The organism is Mycobacterium sp. NGS41, from assembly GCF_059812725.1.
Map to the genome: position 1 here is coordinate 162,789 of NZ_JCALDF010000005.1, position 26,020 is coordinate 188,808.

The 26,020-nt window shown below is 64.2% G+C and carries 16 protein-coding genes and 1 pseudogene (1 of these 17 running past the window's edge); 5 read left to right on the forward strand and 12 right to left on the reverse strand.

Features of this window, described 5'->3' with window-relative positions; translation table 11 throughout:
* Both AC5Y21_RS07375 and AC5Y21_RS07380 read right to left on the reverse strand, forming a co-directional pair.
* Positions 1-7,230: pseudogene (locus AC5Y21_RS07375) on the reverse strand (non-ribosomal peptide synthase/polyketide synthase) (its annotated part extends 25,290 nt beyond the left edge of the window); the annotation flags it as partial.
* 17 nt (positions 7,231-7,247) lie between these two features.
* Positions 7,248-7,469: an MbtH family NRPS accessory protein gene (locus tag AC5Y21_RS07380; protein ID WP_499910959.1), complete on the reverse strand. Its 222-nt coding sequence runs from the start codon at positions 7,467-7,469 to the stop codon at positions 7,248-7,250.
* Positions 7,470-7,689: 220 nt separating this feature from the next.
* On the opposite strand from AC5Y21_RS07380, the gene AC5Y21_RS07385 reads away from it, so the two are divergent.
* Complete coding sequence (locus AC5Y21_RS07385; protein WP_499910818.1) at positions 7,690-9,078, forward strand: cytochrome P450; 1,389 nt, start codon at positions 7,690-7,692, stop codon at positions 9,076-9,078.
* Here AC5Y21_RS07385 and AC5Y21_RS07390 read toward each other — a convergent pair.
* The 6 genes from AC5Y21_RS07390 to AC5Y21_RS07415 all read right to left on the reverse strand — a co-directional run bounded on the left by AC5Y21_RS07390 (position 9,071) and on the right by AC5Y21_RS07415 (position 16,707).
* Positions 9,071-10,294, reverse strand: a complete 1,224-nt coding sequence (locus AC5Y21_RS07390) for an argininosuccinate synthase-related protein (RefSeq protein WP_499910820.1) — start codon at positions 10,292-10,294, stop codon at positions 9,071-9,073. The genes AC5Y21_RS07385 and AC5Y21_RS07390 overlap by 8 nt on opposite strands.
* Positions 10,295-10,554: 260 nt before the next feature.
* Positions 10,555-11,817 carry a glycosyltransferase gene (locus AC5Y21_RS07395; RefSeq protein ID WP_499910822.1) on the reverse strand — a complete coding sequence of 421 codons (1,263 nt, stop codon included), beginning with the start codon at positions 11,815-11,817 and terminating at the stop codon, positions 10,555-10,557.
* Positions 11,818-11,901: 84 nt separating this feature from the next.
* Entirely contained in the window at positions 11,902-12,816 is a 915-nt protein-coding gene (locus AC5Y21_RS07400; protein WP_499910824.1) for a sulfotransferase family protein, read from the reverse strand.
* 206 nt (positions 12,817-13,022) lie between these two features.
* Positions 13,023-13,994, reverse strand: a complete 972-nt coding sequence (locus tag AC5Y21_RS07405; RefSeq protein WP_499910826.1) for a sulfotransferase family protein — start codon at positions 13,992-13,994, stop codon at positions 13,023-13,025.
* A gap of 63 nt (positions 13,995-14,057) precedes the next feature.
* A complete protein-coding gene (locus AC5Y21_RS07410) occupies positions 14,058-15,347 on the reverse strand; it encodes a glycosyltransferase (protein ID WP_499910829.1) in 1,290 nt (429 codons plus the stop codon).
* A gap of 19 nt (positions 15,348-15,366) precedes the next feature.
* Complete coding sequence (locus tag AC5Y21_RS07415; RefSeq protein WP_499910831.1) at positions 15,367-16,707, reverse strand: wax ester/triacylglycerol synthase domain-containing protein; 1,341 nt, start codon at positions 16,705-16,707, stop codon at positions 15,367-15,369.
* A 309-nt stretch (positions 16,708-17,016) separates the two neighbouring features.
* Between AC5Y21_RS07415 and AC5Y21_RS07420 the strand changes: the two genes are divergently transcribed.
* The 3 genes from AC5Y21_RS07420 (at position 17,017) to AC5Y21_RS07430 (ending at position 20,049) form a co-directional block, all read left to right on the forward strand.
* Complete coding sequence (locus tag AC5Y21_RS07420) at positions 17,017-18,285, forward strand: glycosyltransferase (RefSeq protein ID WP_499910833.1); 1,269 nt, start codon at positions 17,017-17,019, stop codon at positions 18,283-18,285.
* Positions 18,286-18,412: 127 nt separating this feature from the next.
* On the forward strand, positions 18,413-19,177 hold the full coding sequence (locus AC5Y21_RS07425) for a GAP family protein (protein ID WP_499910961.1): 765 nt from the start codon (positions 18,413-18,415) through the stop codon (positions 19,175-19,177).
* An 83-nt stretch (positions 19,178-19,260) separates the two neighbouring features.
* Complete coding sequence (locus AC5Y21_RS07430) at positions 19,261-20,049, forward strand: GAP family protein (protein ID WP_499910835.1); 789 nt, start codon at positions 19,261-19,263, stop codon at positions 20,047-20,049.
* A 36-nt stretch (positions 20,050-20,085) separates the two neighbouring features.
* Here the strand turns inward: AC5Y21_RS07430 and AC5Y21_RS07435 are convergent, their stop codons facing one another.
* Positions 20,086-20,883 (reverse strand): class I SAM-dependent methyltransferase, encoded by a 798-nt coding sequence (locus AC5Y21_RS07435; RefSeq protein WP_499910963.1) that lies wholly within the window; start codon positions 20,881-20,883, stop codon positions 20,086-20,088.
* Positions 20,884-21,061: 178 nt separating this feature from the next.
* Positions 21,062-21,961, reverse strand: coding sequence for a class I SAM-dependent methyltransferase (locus tag AC5Y21_RS07440; protein WP_499910837.1), 900 nt, complete (start codon positions 21,959-21,961; stop codon positions 21,062-21,064).
* A 189-nt stretch (positions 21,962-22,150) separates the two neighbouring features.
* On the opposite strand from AC5Y21_RS07440, the gene AC5Y21_RS07445 reads away from it, so the two are divergent.
* Positions 22,151-23,569 (forward strand): condensation domain-containing protein, encoded by a 1,419-nt coding sequence (locus AC5Y21_RS07445; protein WP_499910964.1) that lies wholly within the window; start codon positions 22,151-22,153, stop codon positions 23,567-23,569.
* Between the two features lie 14 nt (positions 23,570-23,583).
* On the opposite strand, the gene AC5Y21_RS07450 is transcribed toward AC5Y21_RS07445, so the two are convergent.
* Positions 23,584-24,444 carry an SDR family oxidoreductase gene (locus AC5Y21_RS07450; protein WP_499910838.1) on the reverse strand — a complete coding sequence of 287 codons (861 nt, stop codon included), beginning with the start codon at positions 24,442-24,444 and terminating at the stop codon, positions 23,584-23,586.
* A gap of 72 nt (positions 24,445-24,516) precedes the next feature.
* Entirely contained in the window at positions 24,517-25,974 is a 1,458-nt protein-coding gene (locus AC5Y21_RS07455; protein WP_499910840.1) for an aldehyde dehydrogenase family protein, read from the reverse strand.
* Positions 25,975-26,020: the final 46 nt, after the last annotated feature.

Below are 26,020 nucleotides of genomic sequence, written 5' to 3' on the forward strand. Positions count from 1 at the left end.
GGCTGTGCCGGTGATGTAGCCGACCAACCGTTTGTCGCCGGGGCGGTCTTCGCGGGCGATCACCAGCGCGTTCTCCACCCCATCCAGCGCGGTCAGGTTGTTCTGCACCTCACCGAGCTCGATGCGATAGCCGCGGATTTTGACCTGCTCGTCGGCACGCCCGACGAACTGCAGCTGCCCATCTGCGCGCCAACGCACCAGATCCCCGGTGCGATACATCCGTTGTCCCGGCGCCTCAGCAGCACCGAACGGACTGGCCACAAACCGTGAGGCGGTCAACCCCGCCCGGCGCCAATACCCGCAGCCCACCCCGGCACCGGCTATATACAGCTCACCGATCACACCCGCCGGCACCTTGCGCAGCCAGGGGTCCAGCACGAAAAAGGCCGCCCCCGCCACCGGCGAGCCGATCGGTGGCACCCCCGACCCCACTGCCAGGGCCGCACTCCGGGACGTGTACACCGTGGTCTCGGTCGGGCCGTAGGTGTGGACCATCAGCCGTCCAGGCGACCACCGATCGACCACCTCGGTCGGGCAGCTCTCACTTGCCGCCACCAACGTCACCGAATCCAAACCCTGCAGCGGCAACATCCCCAGCGCCGACGGCGTCAGGATGAGCATGCTGACGTGTTCGCTGACCAGCAACGCGTTGAGGTCTTGCGGTGAGCGGGCCACCGATTCGGGCACCACCACCAGCCGCCCACCGCGCAACAGCGCACCCCACATCTCCCACGCCGAGATGTCGAAGGCCAGCGAATGCCACTGCGACCACACCAATTCCGGTGCCAGCCAGGTGTCCAGCGACTCCAGCAGCTGGGCCAGGTTGTGGTGGGTGATCGCCACCCCCTTGGGGACACCGGTGGTGCCCGAGGTGTAGATCAGATACGCGATGTCCTCGGGCGCCGGTGCCGGCAGTGCGGTGCTGGGTTGGGCGTCGATGCGGGGATCATCGACACCGACGACCACGACGTCACACCCGTCCAGGCGCCCGGCCAACTCGGGCGTCGCGATTGCCGCCGCGGGCGCGGCATCGGCGATCATGAACTCGATACGCACATCGGGGTGGGCCGGGTCGATCGGCAGATACGCAGCCCCGGTCTTGAGCACCGCCAGAATCGCCACGACCGCTTGCGCCGAGCGGTCCATCAGCAGCGCCACAAACTGCCCCGGGCCCACACCCTCACCGACCAGCAGATGGGCCAGTCGGTTCGCCGCCTCATCAAGCTCGCGGTACGTCATGGAGCGACCGTCGAAGGTCACCGCCACCCCCCCGGGGGTGCGCGCGACTTGTTCGGCAAACAACACCGGAACCGACGCCGGCGTCGTCGGCTGGGTCAACACCGTCCGATTGCCATAGCCATCCAGCCGGGTGTGCTCGGCCGCATCGAGCAGATTCACCGACGACAGCCGGCGCCCCGGGTCGGCGGTCATCGCCACCAACACCGTCTGCAACCGCTCGACGAGGGCTTCGATGCTCTCTGCATCGAACACGTCGGTGTCGAATTCGACGCGAAGGTCGAGCTCGCTGCCGGGCAGCACTTGCATCGCAAGCGGGTAGTGGTTGCGTTCGTGGTTGGTGAAGCCGGCCACGCTCAAGCCGCCGATCTCCACCAAAGCCGCGGTATCGAGCGGGTAGTTCTCGAACACGAACAGGGTGTCGAACAGCTGATGGTGACCGGTGAGGTGATGGATCTCGCTCAGCGCCAGGTGCTGATGCTCGAGTGTGTCGGTGTGGGCACGTTGCAGTTGCTCGAGCAGGTCGGCGGTGGTGGTCGCCGCGCTGACGTTCGCCCGCACCGGCACCGTGTTGATCAACAGGCCAACCATCGATTCCGCGCCGGGCAATTCGTCGTGCCTGCCCGAGACCGCAACGCCGAAGGCGACATCATGCTGGCCGGTCAGCGAGATGAGCACCTGTGCCCACGCACCCTGCAGCACGGTGCTGAGCGTGGTGTGGTGCGAGCGGGCCAGCTCACCGAGTGCGCCGGTGGTCTCCTGCGGCACCCGAAATGACGTGACTCCTCGCGTCCCGAGCCGCGGCCGGGCGGGCGGCCCGACCAAGGTCGGCGTGTCGAAACCGGCGAGCGTCCCGCGCCAGGCCGCACGCGCGGCATCGAGATCTCGGTCGGCCAGCCAGTTGACATACCGGCGGTACGAAGGGGCCGCGGGCAGCCGCTTCCCTTGATAGCCGGCGAAGAGCTCCTGCAGCAGAATCGGCAGCGACCAACCGTCGACCACGGTGTGGTGAACGGTCAGCACAATCCGGTGTTGGTGATCCGCTGTGCGGATCACGGCCAAACGAAAAGCCGGCTGCTCGGCCAGATCGCAGACCGCGGCGCGTTCGGCGGCACGCAGCTTCTCGATCTCTTCGTCGTGATCACCGGCATCCAGCTCGACATAGCGCCACCCCGCTTCGGGATCAGCCGGGATGATCTGCACAGGCTCGTCGAACCGCTCGCAGAATCGGGCCACCAGGTTGGGGTGCCGGTTGACTACCGTCTGCAGCGCATCGCGGAGCCGGTGCCGATCAAGGTCGCCGCCGACGGTGATATCCAACTGCATCGCATAGAGGTCGTCGCCAGCATCGCGCGCAGTTGTGGAGTGGAATAGCAGCCCCTGCTGCAAAGCGGTCAACGGCAGCACGTCGGCGATCCGATACTGCCGCGCAAGCTCGTCGATCTGCTGCTGGCTCAGTCGCGCGGGCGCAATGTCCGACGCAGTCAGCCCGCCGCCACCATCTCGCACGTGCGCACAGATACCGGCGAGCGCCTCGAACCACAGCTGGCTGAGCCGACTGACCTGCGCGCCGTCCAATGCCGACGGCGCCCACGTCCAGTCGGCACGCAAGCGCGGACCGGCGTCGGTGTCGACGGTGGCGGCGTTCAGGTCCAGGGTGTGTGTCAGCGGCAGCGGCACTGCCGTCGCCGCCGCCGTCAACGACATGGCATCCTGGCAGATCCGCCACAGATCGTCGGACAGCTCGACGGCACCACCCAGGCGTCCCAGATAGTTGAACCCGATCGGCGGGTCGGAGCCGGCCAAGTCAACGTCGGCGTTCAGGTAGCGGAGCACACCATAGGTCAGGTCATCGGGGAGGGCCCGCAGCTGCTCTTTGGCCTGCTTGATCACCGCGCCCAGTGCTGCATCGCCGGCCACCACATGCGCCCAACTCAGCTCACCGTCGGGCCCCCGGACATTCAAAGCCACCGGGTATTTGGTGGTGAACCACCCCACTGTGCGCGACAAGTCCACATCGGCGAACAGCTCTTCGTGACGTCCGTGACCCTCGACGCCAATGCTGATCGGCGCACCACGGTTGCCCAGAAATTCGGCCAGTGCCAGCCCGAACGCGATCAACAAGATGTCGTGGACCCCGGCATGGAAGGCCGCCGGCACCGCACCCAGAAGCGTTCGGGTGGTCTCTGCATCCAACGACGCAGACAGCTGCCCGGCAGTGGCAAAGGTGTCCACCTGGGGACGCACCGCCGGCAATGCGGCCGGCGCCGCCGCCACTTGCCGCCACAGGTCCGCCTGGCCAACGACTTTGGGACTGCGTGCATGCTCATCGAGCAGCGCTGACCACTGGGCAAACGATGTCCCGCCGGTCGGCAGTGTCACCGGTTCGCCGCTGCGATGCTGGGCCCAAGCGAGGTTGAGATCCTCCAGCAAGATCCGCCAGGACACCCCGTCGACGGCCAGGTGATGAATGGTCAGCGCCAGCTGGTTGGTGGGCGCCACCCAGACCGGGCTGAGCATGGTCCCAGTCATCGGGTTCAACCGCAACCGCGCGCCCACCAGCGCCTCATCGGATAACACGTCGACCGATTGCAGGCACGCGGCCACATCCACCGACCCCGCGTCGGGCACCCGCAACGACCAGCCGCCGGCGCCGTCGTCCTCGGCGCACAGCCGCAGCATGGCATGCCGATCCAGCAAGGCTTGCAGCACGACAACCACGTCGGCCTCGGTCACCCCGCTGGGTGCCTCGATCACTACCGTCTGGTTGAACTGCTCAACCGGGCCGTCCACGCTGCGCAACCAGCGCATGATCGGGGTGGCCAGCACGGGTCCGAGGCCCTCATCGACCGTGCCGTCGGCGCCGTCGGCCACCCTGGCCACCCTGGCCAGCCGGGCCACGGTCTGCTCGACGAAGATGTCGCGCGGCCGGCACAGCACGCCGGCGGCCCGGGCCCGCGACGCCGCCTGCATCGACAAGATGCTGTCGCCGCCCAGCTCGAAGAACGACTCGTCGACCCCGACCCGATCCAGCCCCAGAACCTGGGCGTAGATGCCGGCCAGGATCTCCTCGACCGCGGTGGCCGGGGCGCGGTAGCGCTCGGCGCCGTGGTACTCGGGCGCCGGCAGGGCCCGTTTGTCGAGCTTGCCGTTCACGGTCAACGGCAGCGCATCGAGCACCACCACAGCGGACGGCACCATGTACGCCGGCAGCCGTTCGGCCACCGCGGCACGAAGCCCGACCGGATCCGCCGTCCCGGTCACATAGCCCACCAGGCGCTTGTCACCCGGACGGTCCTCACGGGCGATGACCACCGCCTGCTGGACGCCGTCCAGCCCGTTCAGCACCGCCTGGATTTCGCCCAGCTCGATGCGGTAACCGCGGATCTTGACCTGCTCGTCGGCGCGGCCCAGATACTCCAGTTGCCCGTCTGCGCCCCAGCACACCAGGTCCCCGGTGCGATACATACGGTGTCCCTGGGTCTCAGCGCCCCCCAACGGACAGGCCACAAACCTGGAGGCGGTCAGGCCCGCCCGGCCGACATATCCGACGCCCACCCCGGCACCCGTCACGTACAACTCACCGACCACGCCCGCCGGCACCGGGCGCAGCCACCCATCGAGCACCAAAAAGCCGAGGCCAGCCAGCGGCACACCGATGGGACTCGCATTGCTGTCGACGTCGCCGGCCACGATCTGCCGGAACGACGCGTGCACCGTCGTCTCGGTGGTTCCATACAGGTTGAGTAGGCGCGGTGATTCCGGGTGGTCGCGCAGCCAACTGCGCAGCCGGTGCGGTTCCAGCGCTTCGCCGGCGAACATCACCGCCTCGAGCTCGAGCTGGCGTCCCGGCTCAGGCTGCAGCGCATCGACAGACTGCAGCGCGTAGAACGCCGACGGGGTCTGGCTTAAGACACTGACCTGTTCGCTGGCCAACAACGCGTGGAAATCTTCCGGCGAGCGCGCCACCGACTCGGGCACCACCACCAGCCGCCCGCCACCCAGCAGCGCGCCGAAGATCTCCCACACCGAGACGTCGAAGGCCAACGAATGCCACTGCGTCCACACCCCCGCGCGCTCGATGTCGGAGTCCAGCGACTCCAGCAGCTGGGTCACGTTGTGGTGGGTGATCGCGACGCCCTTGGGGACACCCGTCGTACCCGACGTATATATGAGGTAAGCGATGTCATCGGGCGCCGGCGACGGCAGTGGCGTGTCGGGTGGCGTGTCGGCTGGCGTGTCGATGGGGGCGTCAATCTCGATGACCCGCAGCTCGCAACCGGCCAGCCGATGGGCTAGCCCGGCGGTGGTGATCGCGGCGACCGGCGCGGCATCGGTGAGCGTGAACTCCAGCCGCGCGTCGGGCACCGCCGGGTCGATCGGCAGATAGGCCGCGCCGGTCTTGAGCACCGCCAAGATCGCGACGATCGCCTCAGCCGACCGGGAAAACAGCAGCGCCACCCGTTCACCCGGGCCCACACCCTGGCCGGCCAGCACGTGCGCCAACCGGTTCGCGGCCTCGTCGAGCTCGCGGTAGGTCATGGAGCGACCCTCGAAGGTCACCGCCACCGCTTCCGGCGTGCGCGCGACCTGTTCGGCGAACAGCACCGGGATGGACGCGCCGGCCGCCGGCCGGACCGACGCCGTGGTGTTGCCCCATGCAGCCAACCGGGCATTTTCGAAGTCGTCGAGCAGCGCCACCGACGACAACGCCCGCTCCGGGTTGGTGGTCATCGCCAGCAACACCCGCTCCAGCCGCTTGGCTAAATCGCGGGCGTCAGAAGTGGAAAACAGTTCCCCAACACCGGTCGTGCTGAGGAAAAGCTGATCGTCGTTCCTGATAATGACCAGGCCGAACTGATCCACCAGGCCGGTATCGGTCACCGTTCCCGATCCGGCAGCGCCGGCGAACTCCGCTAAACGTGTAGTCGGAATGAAATTGATGACCACACGATTCGATCCTTGCGCGGACCCGCGGAAACTCGCCTTGCTCTCGATAGCGCGCACCGGGAACCGCTGATGCTGCAGCGCTTCTTGTATTCGCGTGTCGACGTGTTCGCAAAAACTGGCGACCGTGGACAACGGCGAAGTTTTCAACACCAGCGGCACTACCCCGGAAAGCATTCCGGCCATCGTCAGTGCCTCCGGACGCACCCGTCTGCTCACCGGGAAATCGAGCACAACCTCCGAGCCTCCGATATCGCGCCCGCGCACCAGCAGCGCGCACGCGGCAGTGATCACCGACGCGCGGCGCACCCCCAACGCGTGCGACAACTCACGGGCCGCGGCGACGACGACAGGATCCAGTTCGACGGGTGCACTGGGCGCGTGCCTTTGGCGCTGGCCGGCCGCGGCCTGAGCCACCTGATAACGCGGTTCGCTTTCGAGCGGAAGATTCTTTGCCCAATACGCCTGATCATCGAGATAGTCGTCGGAAGCTTCGTATTCTCGCTCCCACTCGATCAGGTCATTCAGCGAACCAAAAAAAGCAGGGGGGACCGCTGCGTCGGTAGCAATTGCGGTGTAGACGGTTGCCAGCCGGTGAGAAATGAGTCCTATACCGATTCCGTCGATGACAATGTGATGGCAGCACACGAGCAAATAGAAGTCATCAACCCGCGTCTGCATCAACGCAAATTTGAACAGCGGGCCGCTCAGCGGCATCGGAGCGCTTTGGATCGATGCTGTCAGCCGATAGACGTCCTGCACAGGATCCTGCGAGTCGGTGAGGTCATACCAGGCAAGCTCGAGGTCCGGATAGTCAACCGCCTGTTGGAAAACCTGGTCGTCGACCTGGAAAAAGGCGGCTCTAAGCGGTTCGGCCTCGTGAACCACTTGACGGACCGCCAACTCGAGCAGACCAGGGTCGAGCGGACCCTCAATTCGACCGAGCATGCCGATCTGCCACTCCGTACCGGAGTGACCCGTTTCCTGCGAAAGCCAAATCTCTCGCTGTGCGCGCGTCAGCGGGTGGGCGCGGTCATCAAACTCCATAGGAGGTCCCGCGCCGCCTATTTAGCTAAAGCCTGGCCCTGTACCAACCTCGCGCGCGGTCTCTTCAACCGGGTATCGGTCCAGCTCTGTTTGATGTGCTCGAGACGTGCAGCGCGGTCCGCTTCGCCGTGAACGTGCCGCCTGCCTGTTAGAACCTCAGCGAAGGCGGTCCACGAGCTGTGCTGCTCCTCTTTGATCACAACGAACAAGCTGCCGTTGTCGTCTCCGAAGGGGCTCATGCTCACCAGTTCTCCGTATCATCCGACCCCCCTGAAACGATTACCGTGCCAAATCGTAAGGGAAGCTAACGGCGTGAGTAAGCGTTTCTACAAAAGTTTCCTCATTTATGGGGATTGGGTGGGAGTCGGCTCTGCGGCGCCTAGCGACCGCAGCGGCGGTAGCGCCGATGGCGATCAGCCCCGGGCATTCCTGTCTATCCCAGATAGCTAGGATCGGCGGATGGCCGATGCCGTGTCTACCACGCTGCCGCCCGGACCACCCCTCCCCCTGTTTGTGCAGTCTCTATTGAGTTTGCGCTACGGGTTGCGCTTTTTGGTCGCATGTCAACGCCGCTACGGCGACGTGTTCGCGGTGCGTGAACCGCTGAAGGGCACCGTGGTGTATCTCGCGAATCCCGACGACATCAAGACGGTGTTCGCCGGCGATCCGCGGGTCTTTCATGCCGGCGAAGCGAACTCGATGTTGGGCGGGATACTCGGCAAGAGTTCTCTGTTTGTCCTTGACGAGGACGAGCACCGCGACCGGCGTCGTCTGATGATGCCGGCGTTTCATCGAGACGCCGTCGCGAACCACGCCGATCAGATGGCCGCGATCGCAGCCGAGAACATCGCCGGATGGCCGGTGCGCAAAAGCTTTCCGGTGGCGGCCAGGATGACCGAGATCACCCTCGAGGTGATCCTGCGGACCGTCATCGGCGTTACCGACCCGGCGCGGCTAACCGCGCTGCGCAAGGTCGTACCCGCGCTCCTCTATCTGCGCCCGTGGGAGACGCCGGCGATTGTGCAGCCGAACCTGCGGCACCGTCGCCCGTGGCGGGGGTTGGGCCGGCGATTCGCAGAAGTCGACGCCCTGCTGTACGCCGAGATCGCCGAGCGTCGCGCCGACCCCAACCTGGCCGAACGCACCGATGTGCTGGCGATGCTGGTCCGCGCTGCCGACGACGACGGGCGCGGGATGGACGACCGCGAACTGCGCGACCAGCTGCTGACGCTGATCGGCGCCGGCCACGAGACCACCGCGTCGTCGCTGGCCTGGGCGCTGGAGCGGCTGACCCGCCACCCGGCGGCGCTGGCCAAGGCGGTGCGGGCCGCCGGCGCCAGCGCTGCGGGCGATCCGGCCGGCGACGAGTACCTCGAAGCGGTGATAAAGGAGACGCTGCGGAGCCGCCCGGCGGTATTCAGCTCGGCCCGGCTTCTGACCGAGCCGACCGAGGTGGGTGGCTACCGACTGCCGGCCGGCGTCACAGTGAGCGCGGCGATCGGGCTGGTGCATCAGAACGCCGACCTGTATCCGGATCCGGACCAGTTCGATCCGGAGCGGATGATCGACGCCAACCTGAGCCCGACCACCTGGGTGTCGTTCGGCGGCGGAAGCCGCCGTTGCCTCGGCGCCACCTTCGCCATGGTCGAGATGCACGTCGCGCTGCGTGAGATCCTGCGGCGGGTCGAGTTGAACACCACTACGGCAGCCGATGAGAAGCCGGCTCTGAAGCACGTCACCTTCGTGCCGCATCGTGGCGCGCGCATCGAAGTCCGGGTGATCAAGGACGTCTCGCCCACGAGCTCGGCGAACGTGACGCCGGGCCAACACCGATGCCGCGCTAAGTGAAGATGGAAGAGCCGTCGAGCTGACTTGTAGTCACAGACCTCGCCGCAGCGGCTTTGCGGTACTCCCACTGCTCCCGATCACGAATGTAAAGCGGTGATTCGGCCTTCAGGCCCGCGAGTTCAAATCCCCCGTTCCGAAGAGCGAATCGAACGTCTCCGCTGACGCGGTGAGCACTCACTTCAAGGAAGGACTGCAACGCCTTTCGGAGACTGCGGAACCATCGCCCCTCTACGGCCTCCATGATCAAGGCTTCGCCGAGGGTGCGCATCCAACGAAGCGTCTCCACCTCGACCGTCGCTGACGCGAGCTGAGCGAAAGCTTCGAGGATGAGTGTCGCCGCGGGCGCCTCACGGACCTCGAGTACCTTCTCACCACCTTCTAGATGCTCCAGGCTGGAGAACCGTCCGATACCGTAACGGCCGACTTTGGCGTTGAGGCTGGAGATCAGGTCGACAAGGTCAGTGACAGGTTCCGCGTCCACCGACACGAGATGCCCGCTATCGAAGCGGAGCTCTATTACGCGACTTACCGTTTCAGATGCGACGGACCACTGGTACAGGTTTTCGTCGATGGCGAAACTTTCGGGATCCTCGAGAGTGCCGCTCTCGAACTCTCTGCACCACACGTTGGTGTCGACACTGATCAACCGATCCGCGAAACCAGAGATGCCAAACGACTCTCGGAGTTCCAACCGCTTGAAGTCGCGGGCCAGGGCATCGAATTCGTAGGGCGATCCGAAGTAACCTTCGAAACCCAGGTCGGAAATAGCTCCGTTGAGCCTCCGCAAGCTGTTCTGCGACTGATTGGCTGTGTGGAGCAGACACTTGGCACCGACTGATCGCGCGAACTCCACGCCGACCCGGGCAATCAACGGTCGTGACAGCGATGCGCTGATGGGATGCTGACCGAGATATCGGCCGCCAGCAAGAATCGACGGATACACAAACTCCTCGACGAATACTTTTCGGTAGTCGACTCGGGTGATGTCTACGTCAAGTTTGTCCGCGATGTATGAGAATTGTTCGATATCGAAGTCGTCCCCGACATCGACGGATAGCGCAATAATATGCACATCAAGTTTCGACAGCTGCGCCAGGAGATACGCACTGTCTAATCCGCCGCCGCACAATGTCACGATAGTGTCGTCGCGGCGACACAATTCCTCGATATCCGAAAAGGAGCGGATCTTCCTGTGGTTCGTGTAGTCAGATGCCATGCTTAAACCCTTTCGGGCTGGTCGGCACGGGTCACTGGTCTAAACCTCCGTCGCCCCCGGAATCCCCTTGTTTAAAATGCCAACCGTTCGGCCGAGGCGTCCGAGAACTGAAAGGTCGCTCCGACGAACGTTGGAGGACCCGAACCCGACCAAAGGTCCGAACCCTCCCAACTCGGTGAGGCTAGCACCTTTGCATTCAAGACATGCTGGTTCGGTCAAACTGCGTGATTGACTACCTCCCCGATGCTTCGGGCGGGTAGTCATCGAGGACTGAGGCAGACCAACTTTTCGACAAGATCGGCGGCGGCCGCGACGCTTTCGGCGGGTTTGGTCATCTGAGTGGCGATCTCGCGGGCCCGGGCGACGTACTCCGGAGCGAGGATGGTGCGCAGGTCCGCGACCAGCGAATCCCGCGTCGCGCGCGACAAACGACGCGCAGTGCCCACCTTCAGTCGTTTCACCCGAGATCCCCACAGCGTCTGATCGACGTCCGTCGAAAGGATCAGCGCGGGGATGCCGGCGCATAGGCCGATGGCCGTGGTGCCCGTGCCACCGTGGTGCACGACCGCGCGGCAGGCCGGAAATGCGGCGGCGTAATTCATCGCGCCCACCACTTTGACGTGCTCGAACTGGGCGGCATTGCTGAAGTCAGTCCAACCCGCGCAGACCAACGCCCGCTCGCCCAACTCCGCACAGGCCGCGGCGATCATGGCGAGCGTGTCGGCCGGAGACTCCACTGGAATGCTGCCAAAGCCGAAGAAAACGGGCGGTGTTCCCGCCGCAATCCACGACGCCACCTCTTTGTCGGCGTCCGTCGGCAAGTCCAACACCAGCGCGCCCACAAATGGCCGCCCATCCAATTTGGCCCATTCGGCAGCCAGCTCGGGAAAGCAAACCTCGTCGTAGGCCTGAATTTCCAGCCATCCGTGTTCGCTGATCCTTCGCGGCACCGAGCCGGTGGCTTTTGGTAGACCCAGTTCACCGCGCTGCTTGTCCTCGAGCTTCTTTGCCAGGCGCCACCCCAGCCACTCGTACGCCTTCATGGCCGAGCGGCCCAGCGGCGCCGGTAAGAAGGACATGAACTGTCCGTTGGCTCGCATGGGAAACATATGCACCGTGGCCAGCGGAATGTCGTAGCGCTCCGCGACGTTGGTGGCGGGCTGCTCGAAATTCGCGCCGGTAACCAACAAGTCGGCCCAATCCGCCAATGATGTCAGCGTCGCGCAGATCTCTTCCCAGTTCTGGATAACTGGCGCCGCGATTTCGCGCCGCAACTCGATCAGATCCCGGACTTTCCAGAAGTTGCGAAAGAAACGCTTCCAGAACTCGCGGTGCGCTTCCAGAATGGGCTGCACCTCCGGTCCGTAAGCGACCGCCGCCAGCCCAACCGACTCAACGAAACCCACCAGATCGGGCGGGACAGCCATGCGCACGTCGTGGCCTCGGCGCCGCAACTCCCGACCGATAGCGACGCAAGGCTCGACATCGCCACGACTGCCGAAGCATGCCAACGCAAATTTCATCGCGAATCCTGCCCTTTCAGCCTCGCGCCCAGGGATCAGCGGCCGCAGTTTAACCCGATACCCGGCCCTAACGACCTGAAATCTTCAGGCCCAGGTGCCTTTGCGTCGGTGGGCGAGTGCGGCAATTTCGAGGATGAGTTTGCGTGGAATGAAGCGCTGCGCCTTGGTGACGCGCTGATAGTTGTCAAGCGCGGTTTGCATGTGTTGGTCGCTGGTCCGGTACTCGGAGAAGACACGATCCAACTCGTGTTGGCTCCATGTGTCACCGCCCGCGGCCAGGTGCAGATTGTGATAGATAGTGGTCAGCCAATCGGTGCCGAATGGTTCCGGGCATGCGTGTCCGTCGGCCTGCTGGTGGCATTCATCGGCAGCGAGGAATTCATTGATCGCGGTCTCGTCGGGGTTCAGCTCGATGTCCAGGGCTGTGGAGATCGTTTTGACCTCTCGGCGCCAATCCTCAAGCAGGTATGCATATTCCACGAAAACGCGCGGCAGCCCGCGTGTGTAGCGCTCGGCGAGCAGGCTGTTCTTCACCCAGAGCGCGGCGGCGAGGTCGGGTTTGACGATCGGCATCATCGCGGCGATGGACTTGGTGACTTCCTGGGGGTGGCGTAGCGCGATCACGGTGCCGACGTTGTAACCGGCGATGCGAGCCGCTTCGAACCACATCGGGGCTATCGGCGTCATCTGTAGATCCTTGATGACGTAAAGGTCCGACGGCGGCAGCGAGGTCAGGTAGGCGTTGATCTCGGCGATGTCTTGTTCGTCGGCGGGTTCATCGTGGAGGCGCAGTGTGGGGTCGGCAGAGGTGCTGTGGTGGCGGCGCAGGATCTGTTCGTTGAGGTAGCTGGCTTGGCGTGGTTCCCAGAAGCCGCGCGGGTTGGCTTTCGCGGCGCCGATCATGCCGGGCGGAAGCGTGGCCCCGGAAAGTGACAGGACGCGGGTGATCGCGGAGGTGCCGGATCGGGCCATGCCCAGGACGAACAAGACAGTTGTCATCAGTCCCTACCTTGGTGAATCACTCAGCTACAAGCCGGGGCGTCAAACCAGGCCCCGTCGGACGGGCAAATTGTACGTGAGTGCAATATTCACTCTCGACGGGGTGAAGTAACGCATCGCACCGACCACTCCCGGTCAGCCAACACTGCGCGCGCGAGCGAAGTTCTCCATCAGATCAGCGGCGGCCGTAGCGCTTTCGACGAGTTTCAGGCCCAGGTGCCTTTGCGCCGGTGGGGGACTGGCCCGGGCGCGGCGAAGGTCTGAGCGACCTGTCGCCAGCCGCACCCAGGCGCGAGTGCGGCAATTTCGAGGATGAGCTTGCCGGGAACGAAGCGCTGCGTCTTGGTGACGCGCTGATAGTTGTCACGCGCTGTGCGCAAGCGTTCTTCGCTGTCCCGGTAGTCGCAGAAGACGCGGTCCAACTCCTGTTGGCTCCACGTGTCGCCGCCCGCGGCCAGGTGCAGATTGTGATAGATCGTGGTCAGCCAATCGGTGCCGAATGGCTCCGGGCATGCGTGTCCGTCGGCCTGCTGGTGACAGTCATCGGCAGCGAGGAATTCATTGATCGCGGTCTCGTCGGGGTTCAGCTCGATGTCCAGGGCCGTGGAGATCCTTTCGACCTCTCGCCGCCAATCCTCAAGGAGGTAGACGAATTCCACGAAAGTGCGGGGCAGCCCGCGTGTGTAGCGTTCCGCAAGCAGGCTGTATTTCAGCCAGAGCGCGGCGGCGAGTTCGGGTTTGACGGCGGGCGCCATCGCGGTCGCGGACTTGATGACTTCCTGGGGGTGGCGTACCGCGACCAGCGCGCCGACGTTGTAACCGGCGATGCGAGCGGCTTCGAACCACCACGGGGCCATCGGGGTTACCTGTAGGTCTTTGATGACGTAGAGCTTCTTTGGCGGCAGTGCGGTGAGGTAGGCGTTGATCTCGGCAATGTCCCGGCTCTCGGCGGGTCCGTCGTGGAGACCCAGGGTGGGGTCGAGGAAGTCGCTGCGGTGGCGGCGGAGGATTTTCTCGTTGAGGTAATGGGCTTGACGTGGTTCCCAGTAGCCGCGCCGGTTGCCCCGCGCGGACCCGATCATGCCGGGCGGAAGCGCGGCCCCGGACAGCGACAGGACGCGTGTCAACGCGGAAGTGCCGGTTCGAGACATGCCCAGGACGAACAAGACGGTTGTCATCCGCCCCCCTCCCTCGGCGAATCACCCAGCTACAGCCGGGGCATCAAACCAGGCCGCTCCCGATCAGCCGGCTCGATGCGCGCGAGCGAAATTCTCCATCAGATCAGCGGCGGCCGTGACGCTTTCGGCGGGTTTGCTCATCCGAGTGGCGATTTCGCGGGCCCGGGTGACGTACTCCGGAGCCAGAATGGTGCGCAGGTCCGCGACCAGCGACTCGCGGGTGGTGGCCGAAAAGCGCCGGGCGGTACCCACTTTCAGTCGTTTGACCACAGCGCCCCAGATCGTTTGGTCGCCCCAGGTCGGAAGGATCAGTGTGGGGACTCCGGCGCGCAGGCCTACGGCCGTGGTGCCCGCGCCGCCGTGGTGCACGATGGCGCGGCAGGCCGGAAAGGTGGCCGCGTAATTGACCGCATCCACCACCTTGACGTCGTCCGAATGTGACACCTGGCTGAAGTCGGTGTCGCCCGAGCAAATCAAGGCCCGCTCACCCAGCTGCGCGCAGGCTAAGCTGATCATGGCGACCGTGTCGGCCGGAGAGAGAACCAGCGTGCTGCCGAAGCCGAAGAAAATCGGCGGTGTTCCTGCGGCAATCCAGGAGGCCACCTCCTCATCGGCGTCGGTTGCCAACTCCGTCGTCAACGCGCCGACAAAGGGCCTCCGCGGGCCGGCAGATCCTGAATGTTCGTTGTATTTCGCCCATTCGGCAGCCAGTCCCGGAAAGCAAACCTCGTCGTAGGCCTGAATTTCCAGTGATCCGCGCTGGACGACCCGTCGCGACACGGGACCGATTGACTTCGGCAGACCCAGGTCGCGGCGATGCGCGTCGTCGCGCTTCTTCATCATGGGCCAACCCAGCCAGTCGAACGTCGTCATTACGGAGCGGGCCAGCGGCGCAGGCAGGACGGGAGCGAACTGGCCACTGGCCCGTATCGGAAACGTATGCAGCGTGGCCAACGGAATGTCGTAATACTCAGCGATGTTGGCGGCGACCTGCTCGCCAATCACGACGGTAAGCAACAGGTCGGCCCCGTCCGCCAGCGACATCAGCGTCGTGCGGGCCTCCTCCCAGCACTGGTTGAACAGCTCCCGATCTTCGCGGATCAGCCTGCGCAGATCCTGGACCTGCCAGAACTTGCGGAACGCTTGCGTCAACACATCGCGGTGCAGGTCCTGCCACACCCGCGCGTCGGGTCCATAAGCGACCGCCGGAAGCCCAACCGACTCGGCGAAGCCAACCAGGTCAGGGGCTACTGCCACTCGCACGTCGTGGCCTCTGCGCAGCAGCTCACGCCCGACGGCGGCGCTGGGCTCGACGTCGCCGCGGGTTCCATAGCATGCCAGCACGAACTTCATCGCGGGTCTCAGCCTTTCACTACTGGTGTGCGATTGGGGGCGCTCCGATATACGTTCCGGTGAGCGAGAAGTCATTCAACGCGTCCGAAAGGTCTTGTCGCAAAGCTTCATTCGAGTTCGCATAGCCAGGCTGATAAACGGTGACCGAGACAAAGACCTGTCCCTGCGCAATTCCCGACAACACGTACAGCACGCCACCCAGACGGCTTATCAACGCTTTGGTCACGCCGCGGTAGGAAAGCCTCGAGGCGAAGAGGTCGGCGTCCGTGCCGTCCGGCCGGATGACGGCCGCGTTGACCACACCGATGTTGGATGAGACGACGGTGTTGTCGACGAGCCTGACCAGCCCCTTGGGCAACAGGCCCAGCAGGGGAACGAAGGACATCACTGCTTGCTCGTCGTCGCCCAGCTTCTGGTAGCTGATCAGCGCTTGTTTGATGGCGCCCCGGATCTCGCGCAGGTCCGTCGTGGCAAGTTGGGGGTCGGCGACGATGGTGAGATGGCTGACCGCGTTGGCGCGCGTATCACCCTCGGCGCGCAAATTGGCGGGCATCTTCACCAGGGCCAAACCGTCTGCGGTGACCCGCCCCATTCGCCCGGCCAGGTGGGCAGCCAATCCCGCAAGCAGCGCGTTGCTCGTCCCGCCCAGTGCGCGGGCCCGGGCCTCCCACTTCTCGGCATCGACAAAAGCCGTTGCCGTTGGGGGCGTGACGGGTTGGTCGGCGCCGGCGGGCAGCCTCAGTGGCGTGGTCGACGGCGCGGCTTTTTTGCCCTCGCGGCGGGCATGCCGGGCGAGCCGTACCACCGCAACCGCGGCGCGTCCGAGAGCGGGAATGTCGCGCACAGTTTGACGGGCGTCCTCGCGCAGGGCTTGCCCCCGCCGACGCGACCCGGCGGCAGGCCAGCTGATCGGCGCATCGCGGCCATCCGCCGCATCGGCCATTGCCTCCAACAGTCCGACACCGTCTGCAAGGCAATGTGATACGGCCAAGCTCACCGCGCCACCCCCGTCGGTGAAGGGCAGCATCGCAAGGTGCCATGGGGGTCCGTGCACGGGATCGATGGGAGCGGTGGCCTGCTCGTCGAGCCAGGCGTCGAGTTCTGCGCGCGGGCGAGGCGTCGCGATCTCGAGGTCGGATGGCGGGTCGGCTGCTACCCAGCGGTGACGGCCGAACCGCAATGGCGACGGTTCGATGCGGCGGGGCAACCACCCCTGCTGTAGGTGGTGATGGAACTTTCGCAGACCGTCGATGTCAACCGGGCGGTTGTAGACCCAGAAAGGATGCGGCAACGATGCGACTCCCGTCGCTCGCTCGACGTCAAACGTGAGTTGGTCAAGCGGGTCGAGTACGTTGTCCATCGTCGTACCGTACTTGCGACCGCATTTCTCTGGAGCGGTTCACCCCAAAAGGACAACGGACGCTGTCATTCATCGCCATAAACGGCTGGCCAAACCTGCGTCTCGCGGTCAACTTCTCGTGATCTCCCGGCCTACGTGGTTGGTTGCCTGGCAGGATGCACTCGCAAAGTCTAGGGTTAATTGCTTCTAAGTTATAGTCACATCTCGCAGTACACCGCACTGTCGTGGGTTAGCCGTTAACTTTCCAGCGGCAGCAATACAGCGCAATTCGCTGCAGATCAGAGGGAGATCGATGCCGAAAGATCCGCGATGAAATGTGTGCTGGCAAGCTACGGCACGCGTGGCGATGTAGAGCCTTGCGTCGCGGTCGGCCGTGAACTGCTGCGTCGCGGGCACGACGTGCGCATCGCAGTCCCGCCTGACCTGGTTGGCTTCGCGGAGTCGGCTGGGCTGACGGCCGTCGCCTACGGTCCGGATACGCAGGAGTGGTGGGGTGCGCACCGCGACTTCTGGGCCCGTTCATTCCGCAACTTCTGGAAGATCCGGGATCTGATCAGGTTGTGGCGCGAGATTGGGGAGTCCGTCGTCCAGTACTGGGAGGAGATCACCACGACGCTCCGCTCCCTGGCCGACGGGGCCGATCTGCTGGTCACCTTTCTGAATTTCGAGCAGCCCGCTGCCAATGTCGCCGAATATTTCGACATTCCGTTGGCCACGCTGCATATCTCCCCGGCGCGGACCAACGGCCAGTTCCTGCCATTCCTGCCGTCGTCATTGAGCCGTCACGCCGTGTCGGCGTACGAGTGGGTGAATTGGCGCAGCGTGAAGAGGTTCGATGACGCGCAGCGCCGTGAACTGGGCCTGCCAAGGGCGACGCGTTCCGCCGCGCGACGGATCACCGAGCACGGGTGGTTGGAAATTCAGGCCTACGAAGAAGTTTGCTTCCCCGGCCTGGCAGCCGAATGGGCGAGTTACGGCGGCCAGCGACCATTTGTGGGCGCGCTGACGCTGGAGCTGGCCACCGATGCCGACGAGGAGGTCGCGTCGTGGATTGCGGCGGGCACACCGCCGATTTTCTTCGGGTTTGGCAGTACACCGATCAAATCTCCCGCCGCTACGCTCGCCATGATTGGTGCGGCCTGTGCGGAGTTGGGCGAGCGGGCGTTGGTGTGTTCCGGCCGAAGCGACTTCAGCAACGTGCCCCATTTCGAGCACGTCAAGGTGGTCGACGCCATGAATTACGCCGCCGTCTTTCCGGCCTGCCGGGCGGTCGTGCACCACGGTGGCATGGGCACCACGGCCGCCGGCCTGCGCGCCGGAGTCCCGATGCTGGCCCTGTGGATGACACCCGATCAGGCGATCTGGGCAGCTTGGGTCAAACGACTGAAGGTCGGCTCTGGGCGGCGCTTTTCTAGTGCTAGCCGGGAATCGCTGGTCTCCGACCTGCGTCGGATCCTCGACGCCGAATATGTCGCCCGAGCCCGCGAAGTCGCCACCCAGACGACCAAACCCGCCGAAAGCGTTGCCAATGCCGCTGATCTACTGGAAAGCTTCGCCCGCTCACGGCATATCGACTGATGTGGTAACTGCGGCCCTTTGTTAAAGCCCCGCAATCTCATGCCCCGGCATCCGGATCCGGAATACCGCCCGAAGGCTGGATCTTGACAAGGTAGTGTGTCGCGCTGTGTGGGGTCCCGTGCTGGGCATGGCGCTTATGTGGACGCTCAATCCTGTGCTTCTCGTCATCGTCCTGCTCGTGATCTCCCGGCCGCGACCGTTGCAAAATCTGCTGGTCTACTGGATCGGTTTGCTGATAACAAATGTTCCCGCGGTGCTGGTCCCGCTGCTGCTGCTGAATTACATGCCGGTGTTCAGATCTACTGCACATAATCTGGCTACCGCGGGCACAAACTCCACCGCCCGGCACATTCATTTGGTAATGGGAATACTCGCGCTATCGGTGTCCGCGCTGATCGCAGTGCGCCTTCGTACGCGTCAGCGAGAATACGTGCCGGTCGGCAACGCCTCGAGTGGGGAGCCGGACTCCCGTACACCGACTGCAATTTCGTTGGCGCAGGACGACCAAGATGGGTCGACGAAGCGCGGATCTGCATTCCGGCGCCTGGTCGACCGCGCCAATAAGGCGTGGGCGAACGGATCGTTGTGGATTGCGCTATTGGCCGGTATGTCATTTTTGCCGGGTCCCGCCATAGTTCTATTCGTAGACACCAGCATCGCGGCCTCGGGAGCCTCGATTGGCACGCAGGTCATCGCCGCCTGCGTGTTCGTCCTCGGGATGTTCGCTGTTTTCGAGATCACCCTCGTCAGCTATCTCCTCGCGCCGGCGAAAACCCAAGCGGTGCTGGGACCGCTGCACGAATGGGCTTCAGCTCACCGTGCGCAGGTCGTGGCAGTCATCCTGGCAGCGGTTGGGATCTGGCTGGTGGTCAGGGGCGCGGGCGTCATCTAGTCGCGCGGTTGGGTTGAGACCCTGCGGTTTCGGAACGAAGACAGACAGAACGACGAAGAATCGACAAGGTAGTGTTCCGGGGCATGCTGAGCTCGGTGCTGGTGCTTGGACTTCTGACAGGCCTCGATCCGATGCGTCTTGGCATCGCCCTTCTCGTCATCTCCAGGCCGCGGCCCGTGCAAAACCTCATCGCCTACTGGACCGGCTGCCTAACGGCGTTTCTTCCCAGCGTGGCCGTTCCGCTGACGCTGCTACATATCACACCAAGCTTTAAATCTTTTATGCAAAATTGGGCCTCGAGCTCGACCTTCGGGCACATTCAACTCGCCATGGGCGTTCTTGCGCTATCGATCGCCGCGCTGATTACCGTGCGCCATTGGATGCGTCGTCGGACACCCGTGCCGACTCCCGTCGGCAACACCTCGGCCCGAGCGCCGGAATCAAATGAGCAGAACGTAATCTCGCGCCTGCTGCACCGTGCGCGGGATGCGGCGGCGGAGGGCGGATCTCCAATCCGGCGGCTGCTTGGCCGCGTCCACAATGCGTGGGAAAACGGATCCCTGTGGGTTGCGGTGGTAATCGGTTTCGGATTTGGCGGGGTGGCACCCGAGCTGGCGCTACTCGCGCTCACGATCATCGTCACTTCGGGAGCAACAATCGGCGCGCAGGTCATTGCCGCCACCGGGTTCGTCGCAGGGGTACTGGCGGTTGCCGAGATCTCCATCGTCAGCTATGTGGTCGCGCCAGAGAAAACCCAAGCGGTCCTGCGACCGCTGCACGACTGGGCGTTGGCCCACCGGCATCACATCGTCATAGGCATTTGCGCAGTGGGCGGAATCTCGCTGCTGGCCAACGGCATCGGCAACATCTGAGGCCCGTGACTACGAAGCCGGCGGCATCTGCTGCGATCAGTGCGCCGGCTTGATAAGCAGACCCTGGCCGGTGGGCAATGCGCATATCGGCACGTCCAGTTCGCTGGACAGCGCATCCATGGCGAGGCGCTGCTCGTCGTAGCCGAGGAAGGCGTAGTCGTCGAGCAGCACGAAAGCACCGGGAGAGAGGCGCGGCCAAAAGAAGCGCAGCGCGCCGACTTCTGGTGCGGCACAGTTCATGTCGATATGTAGGAAAGCCACGGCGCGAGCGTCGACCTGGTCGAGTGTTTCCGGAATCGCGCCGACGATGATGCGCTGGTTGCGCCACTGGGCGAAGTTGGCCTGGACGCCGTCAACCGAGTTGGCATAGAAACCGTAGCGTAGGTATCGCTCGTTCTTCTTGATGGTCCCGGCCCGTTCGCTGTCTGTGACTAACCGAGGATCAAGTCCTGAAAAGGTGTCGAGCAGATAGAAAGTCTTGCCCAGCCGATCCCAATCGAGGAATTCCATCACGGCGCTGCTCAGGAAGCCATAACTGACGCCGCACTCGACGAAATCGCCGTCGAGCCGGCTCGCGCTGGCCGCTGCCCACAGCCCGATGTGCACACGCCACTGCCAGCGATAGAAGTCCTGGCCGCCCAGGGCGCGCACGCCGCGTTGGTAAGCCCGCTGGAATGCGGGGTCGTCTAGAAAGGCGTGGCGGTGAATACTGATCAACCCGTCGCTGGCGTAGGCACCGGGTAGGAGAATCCGCGCAAGCCAATACGGAGTTTGCAACGGGCTGCTCACCGCCCACTGCGCGAGGCGGGCCCTGAGCGCCCCCCTTTTTGCCATGGCGGGAACCATAGCATCGCGGCGTTTAGCGGGCTGAGACAAGGCGTTTCGAGATGTGCGTGTCACTGCGTGCGCTCGGCCTGCAACTCGGAATCCGAGAATTTCGCCGGTAGGGTGATCCGCTCGTATGCTGTCATCATCGCCTTTTTGGTCCCCGTTGGACTTGTCCCTAACCTACTCACTTGGCCCGCAAGACAAAACCGACCTGGTCACCACGGCCCTGCTCGTTGAGTCGATCCGCGCGTTTTTCCCACTTCCAGATTTGCTTGGGTTTAAACAATCGAAGGATTTGCGGGTCGGTCACCGCAACATCACGTTGGTAGGCTTCGCTTCCCATGAACTGGCCTAAATTCGAGTCATCGAACGTCTGCTCCACTCGCAGCCCGGCCCTGTCAGCTGCCAACGCCATTGCCTTACGTGACGGTATGACGAAATGTCGGGGCGCATCGATCTGCACCCAGTCCGCCGCATAAGTAGTCCATGCTTCGGATGAGGTCGTCGGCACGCGTGCCAAGCAAATGCCTCCGGCAGCAAGCTTCTCGTATGCCAACTTGAGGGTCGCGATCGGGTCGGGAACATGTTCAAGCGAGTGATTGAACATGATCAGATCGAATTCACCAGTCACGTTACTCAAATCCCGCTTCATCAGCGGCACTCCACTAGGGGTCTCGTGATCGGCTGCGATGAACGGATCTGCGCCAGACAAGTTGCTGAATCCCACTCTGGCCAATCGCTCGAGCAGCAAACCGCTACCACAGCCCACGTCCAGGATTCGCGCGTTCCGTTCAAGCGGAAGCTGGGCGAGCATTCCGAGGACGTCTCCTCCGAGAAGAACGCGGAGGATACCGTCGGGCAAGCGCCTCGCTAAGAGGGCACCGACTAGCCGGCCGCCGGCATGAAATTTATGGCGATCTTGCTGCGTGATGAGCCATCGAAGAATTCCCGGCTCGTTGTACGAGTGATAACCGTCGGGATAATGACGCATGAGCTCGTCGCCCTCGAGCGCATTCACAATTTGTAATGTCTCGCACGAAACGCAGATATAATATTCAAACCGCTCTTGGGTTCCGAACATCATCTCGCGAACGACAATAGTTTGATGCGGACCAGTCGATCCGCATAGTCGGCACTCTCTAGTTATCTCGTTCACTCGGCCTTCCTCGACGAGGATTTTGACATCGCGAAAGCGTACCTTGCGGTGTCGACTAGTCTGCGTGGGATGAACACTAAGGACGTCCCCCCGGTGCCGCGCGGTGTTGCCCTCCTCGTGGCGGCCCGGATACGTCGTATACGTGAATCTTTGAAAGGCCGCACCTCCAAAGAGGATGCGCGGCTGGACAATCGGCTGGCGTTGGTGGACCAGGGCTTGGTCGCGGGGCATCGTGCCGCCGGCATCAACCTGGTCATCCAAGTCGTATGGCTTTACCAGCACGATGTCGACCTCGATGGGCTCAGGCGGCTCAACCGCAATCTCGGGTACGGGATGTTGGGTCGGCTCATCGAACGGTCACCGCTGCCGTTCGGCCGGCCTCGTTGGGTCATAGATCGGGGGCCGTCGGACATCGATGTCGCTGAGTGCGCCCGCCCACGCGCTGAGCTCAGCGACTGGGCCGATGAACGCTCACAGTTGCCAATCGATCCGGAACGGGGGCCCGGCTGGCATTTCGGCGTCCTTCCCCTTACCGACGGCACGACCGCAGTCAGCATGGTGCTTTCCCACTACGTGGTCGACGGCCTCGGGCTCCACCTCGTGGTAGCCGATGCGAGCCAGGGCAAGACTCACGACCTCGGCTACCCACCGCCGCATTCACGCACGAGACGGCGCGCGATGGTTGAGGATGCCCGCCAAACGGCGCGGGACGTGCCGGAGGTTGGCCGGGCGATTGTCGCGACGGCACGACTGGCCCGAAAGCAGTTAGGTGCGCGGCAGGATGCTGCCCGACCACCGGCACCGCGACCCGTCGCCCTCCGCGCAGACGACGGCGATGATGCGGTCGTCGTGCCGGCTGTCTCGATCCAAATCGACCTGGATGAGTGGGATGCCCGTGCGAAAGCTCTTGGCGGAACGGGTAAAACGCTGATCGTAGCGTTGGCTGCGAAACTCGCCGAGGGCATCGGGCGACGACGTGCCGGCGACGGCCTCGTGACCTTGCACCTCCCGATGAACGATCGCACCGCGGGCGATACGCGTGCGAACGCAATGTCGATTGCGACCCTCCGCGTCGACCCGACCGAGGTAACGACGGATCTGCATGACATCCGCGCCGCCATCAGGGAGGCACTGCGCACCCTGCGGGAGACGCCAGACGAGTCGCTGCAGGTGCGGCCGCTGATCCCGTTCACGCCGAAGCTGGCACTGAAACGGATGGTCGATGCGGGGCTCACCGACCCCGATGCCCCCATGCTTTGTTCGAATCTCGACGAGTTCGACCCGACGGTGTACCGCCCCGACGGCACCGAAGGCGAGATCATCCTCACGCGGGTCACTGGGCAAGGCGTAACGCGACAGTGGCTCGAGTTAACGGGCGGCCAGATGACCCTGCAGTCTTGGCGGGTTGGAGGGGGCTCCAAGATCTACTTCACCTTCAACGCCTACCAACCGGGTGCCGAGAACACCAAGGCCGCGTTGCGTGAGCTGGCTGCCCGCACGCTGGCCGAGTTCAACCTGATTGGCGAGATCTACTAACGACGCCGACGGCGTTACAGCTTGAAGCCGGCTTTCTCCGCCTTCGACAGGTCGGTGATCTCGCCCCACTGCGCGGCGATATCGGCCACCGACGGTGGCTTGTCGAAGTTGACGCCCGGGTTCTGGAACAGCGCCACGCGCTGCACCTTGCCGCCGCCAACGACGAAGACCGACCCGTTGTCGTCGGATTCCTCGGTGCACAGGTAAGCGACCACCGGCGCCACGAACTCCGGCGTGAGCTTCTCCAGCGCCTCGGGCGGAAGAATGTCTTCGGTCATCCTGGTGGCCGCGACCGGAGCCAACGCATTGGCGTGAATGTTGTACTTGGCCCCTTCCAGCGCCAGCGTGTTGATCAGGCCGACCAGGCCGAGTTTGGCTGCGCCGTAATTGGTTTGACCGAAGTTGCCGAACAGCCCGCTGGTGGAGGTGGCGACAACGACCCGGCCGTAACTCTGCTCGCGGAAATGCGGCCACGCCGCCCGGATCACGTTGTACCCGCCGTAAAGGTGCACCTTGAGCACCGCGTCCCAGTTCTCCGACGTCATCTTGTGGAAGGTGCCGTCGCGCAGGATGCCGGCGTTGCTCACCACACCGTGCACGGCGCCGAACTCGTCGAGCGCGGTCTTGACGATGTTCGCCGCGCCGTCGGCTTCGGCCACACTGTCGTAGTTGGCCACCGCACGCCCGCCCGCTTCGCGGATCTCGGAGACGACGTGGTCGGCCATGGCCGAACCGGCGCCGGTGCCGTCACGGGCCCCGCCGAGGTCGTTTACGACGACGCTGGCGCCCTCCCGGGCGAGCGTGAGGGCGTAGTCACGCCCCAGTCCCCCGCCGGCTCCGGTGACGATGACGACACGATCCTGCACTCCGGGCATAGAGATTCCTTCCTGGATAAAGGTGAGAGAAAAACCGTCGGCGCCGGCCGCAAACAGCCGGCCGGGCTGACGTCAGAACAGCCGACGAGCCAGCTTGAGCGCTCGTTCGGTGTACGGCGGATAGAGCATGCTCGAAAAGTCGGGCCGGGTCGGTTTGGTCAGCACCGACTTGCGGTGGCTGAACTCGTCGAAGCCCCACTTGCCGTGGTAAGCACCCATGCCCGACGGCCCGACGCCGCCGAACGGCAGCTTGGCCGTCGATACCTGGAACGCGAGGTGGTTGACCAGCATGCCGCCCGCCGACACCTCCTTGATCACCCGCTCGCGGGTCTCGCGCGCCTTGGTGAACACGTAGGCCGACAGCGGTTTGGCCCGCTTGTTGATGAAACCTATTGCCTCGTCCAGTGATTCGACGGTCAGCACCGGCAGGATCGGCCCGAAGATCTCGTTTTTCATCAGCGACCCGTCCGGGTCGGGGTCGACGACCACGGTCGGTTGGATGCGCAGATTCGACGCGTCGCATTTGCCGCCCGCGGCCACCTTACTTTTCCCGTCCGCCTCGGCCTCGGCGATGTAGCCGCTGAGCCGGTCGAACTGGCGTTGGTTGACGATGCGCATCCCGCTCGGATCGTCCTTGGACCGGAACTTGGTCAGGGCCGCGCCGATCTTGTCGACGAGTTCGTCGCGGATCTTCGCGTCGGCCAGCACGTAGTCGGGTGCCACGCAGGTCTGGCCGGCGTTCATGATCTTGATCCAGGCGATCCGCTTGGCCGCGACGTCCACGTCGGCGTCGGCAGCCACGATCACCGGGCTCTTCCCGCCGAGTTCCAGCGTGACCGGCGTCAGATGTGTTGCCGCGCCTTCATAGACCTTGCGGCCGATCTCGGTGCCGCCGGTGAACATCACGCGGTCCAGGCCCTGCGCGATCAGCTCCTGACTCACCATGCCGTCGCCCTCGACGACGGCGATCGCGTCTTTGTCGAGATAGCGGGGTACCAGCTCGGCCATCAGTCGCGACGACGCCGGCGCGATTTCAGAGGGCTTGAGCACCACGGCATTTCCGGCGGCGATGGCCCCGACCGCCGGGCCCAGCGTCAGGTAGAACGGGTAGTTCCAGGCGCCGATGATCAGCACGGTGCCGTACGGCTCGTACTCGATCCAGCCGCGACCGGGCAGCTGTGGCACCTCGAGCAGCAAGTACTTGCGACGCGTCCACTTGCGCAGCTTCTTGGCCGCGTACTTCGCTTCGGCGACGGTGCCGGCCACGTCGGCAATGAATGCCTCAGCCGCGTTGCGGTCCAGATCCTCTGCGAGCGCCTTGGCGATCGCGTCCTCGTTCTCCTCCATCAACTTCGCCAGCTGCAGCAACTGCTGCTTGCGCCACTCGATATTGCGGGTCCGCCCGCTGGCGAAGGTCTTGCGCAGCCGAGCCACCGTGGCGGCGACTTCGCTGGCCTCGGGCGCACCGTTGGTGGCGGCGGCCTCGTCCTGGGCTTCTTGGGTCTTTGGTGAAACCGATTCGGTAGTCATCGTCGTCTTCCCTTCTCGGACCTCCCCGGAAGTGCCCGCGCTCGTT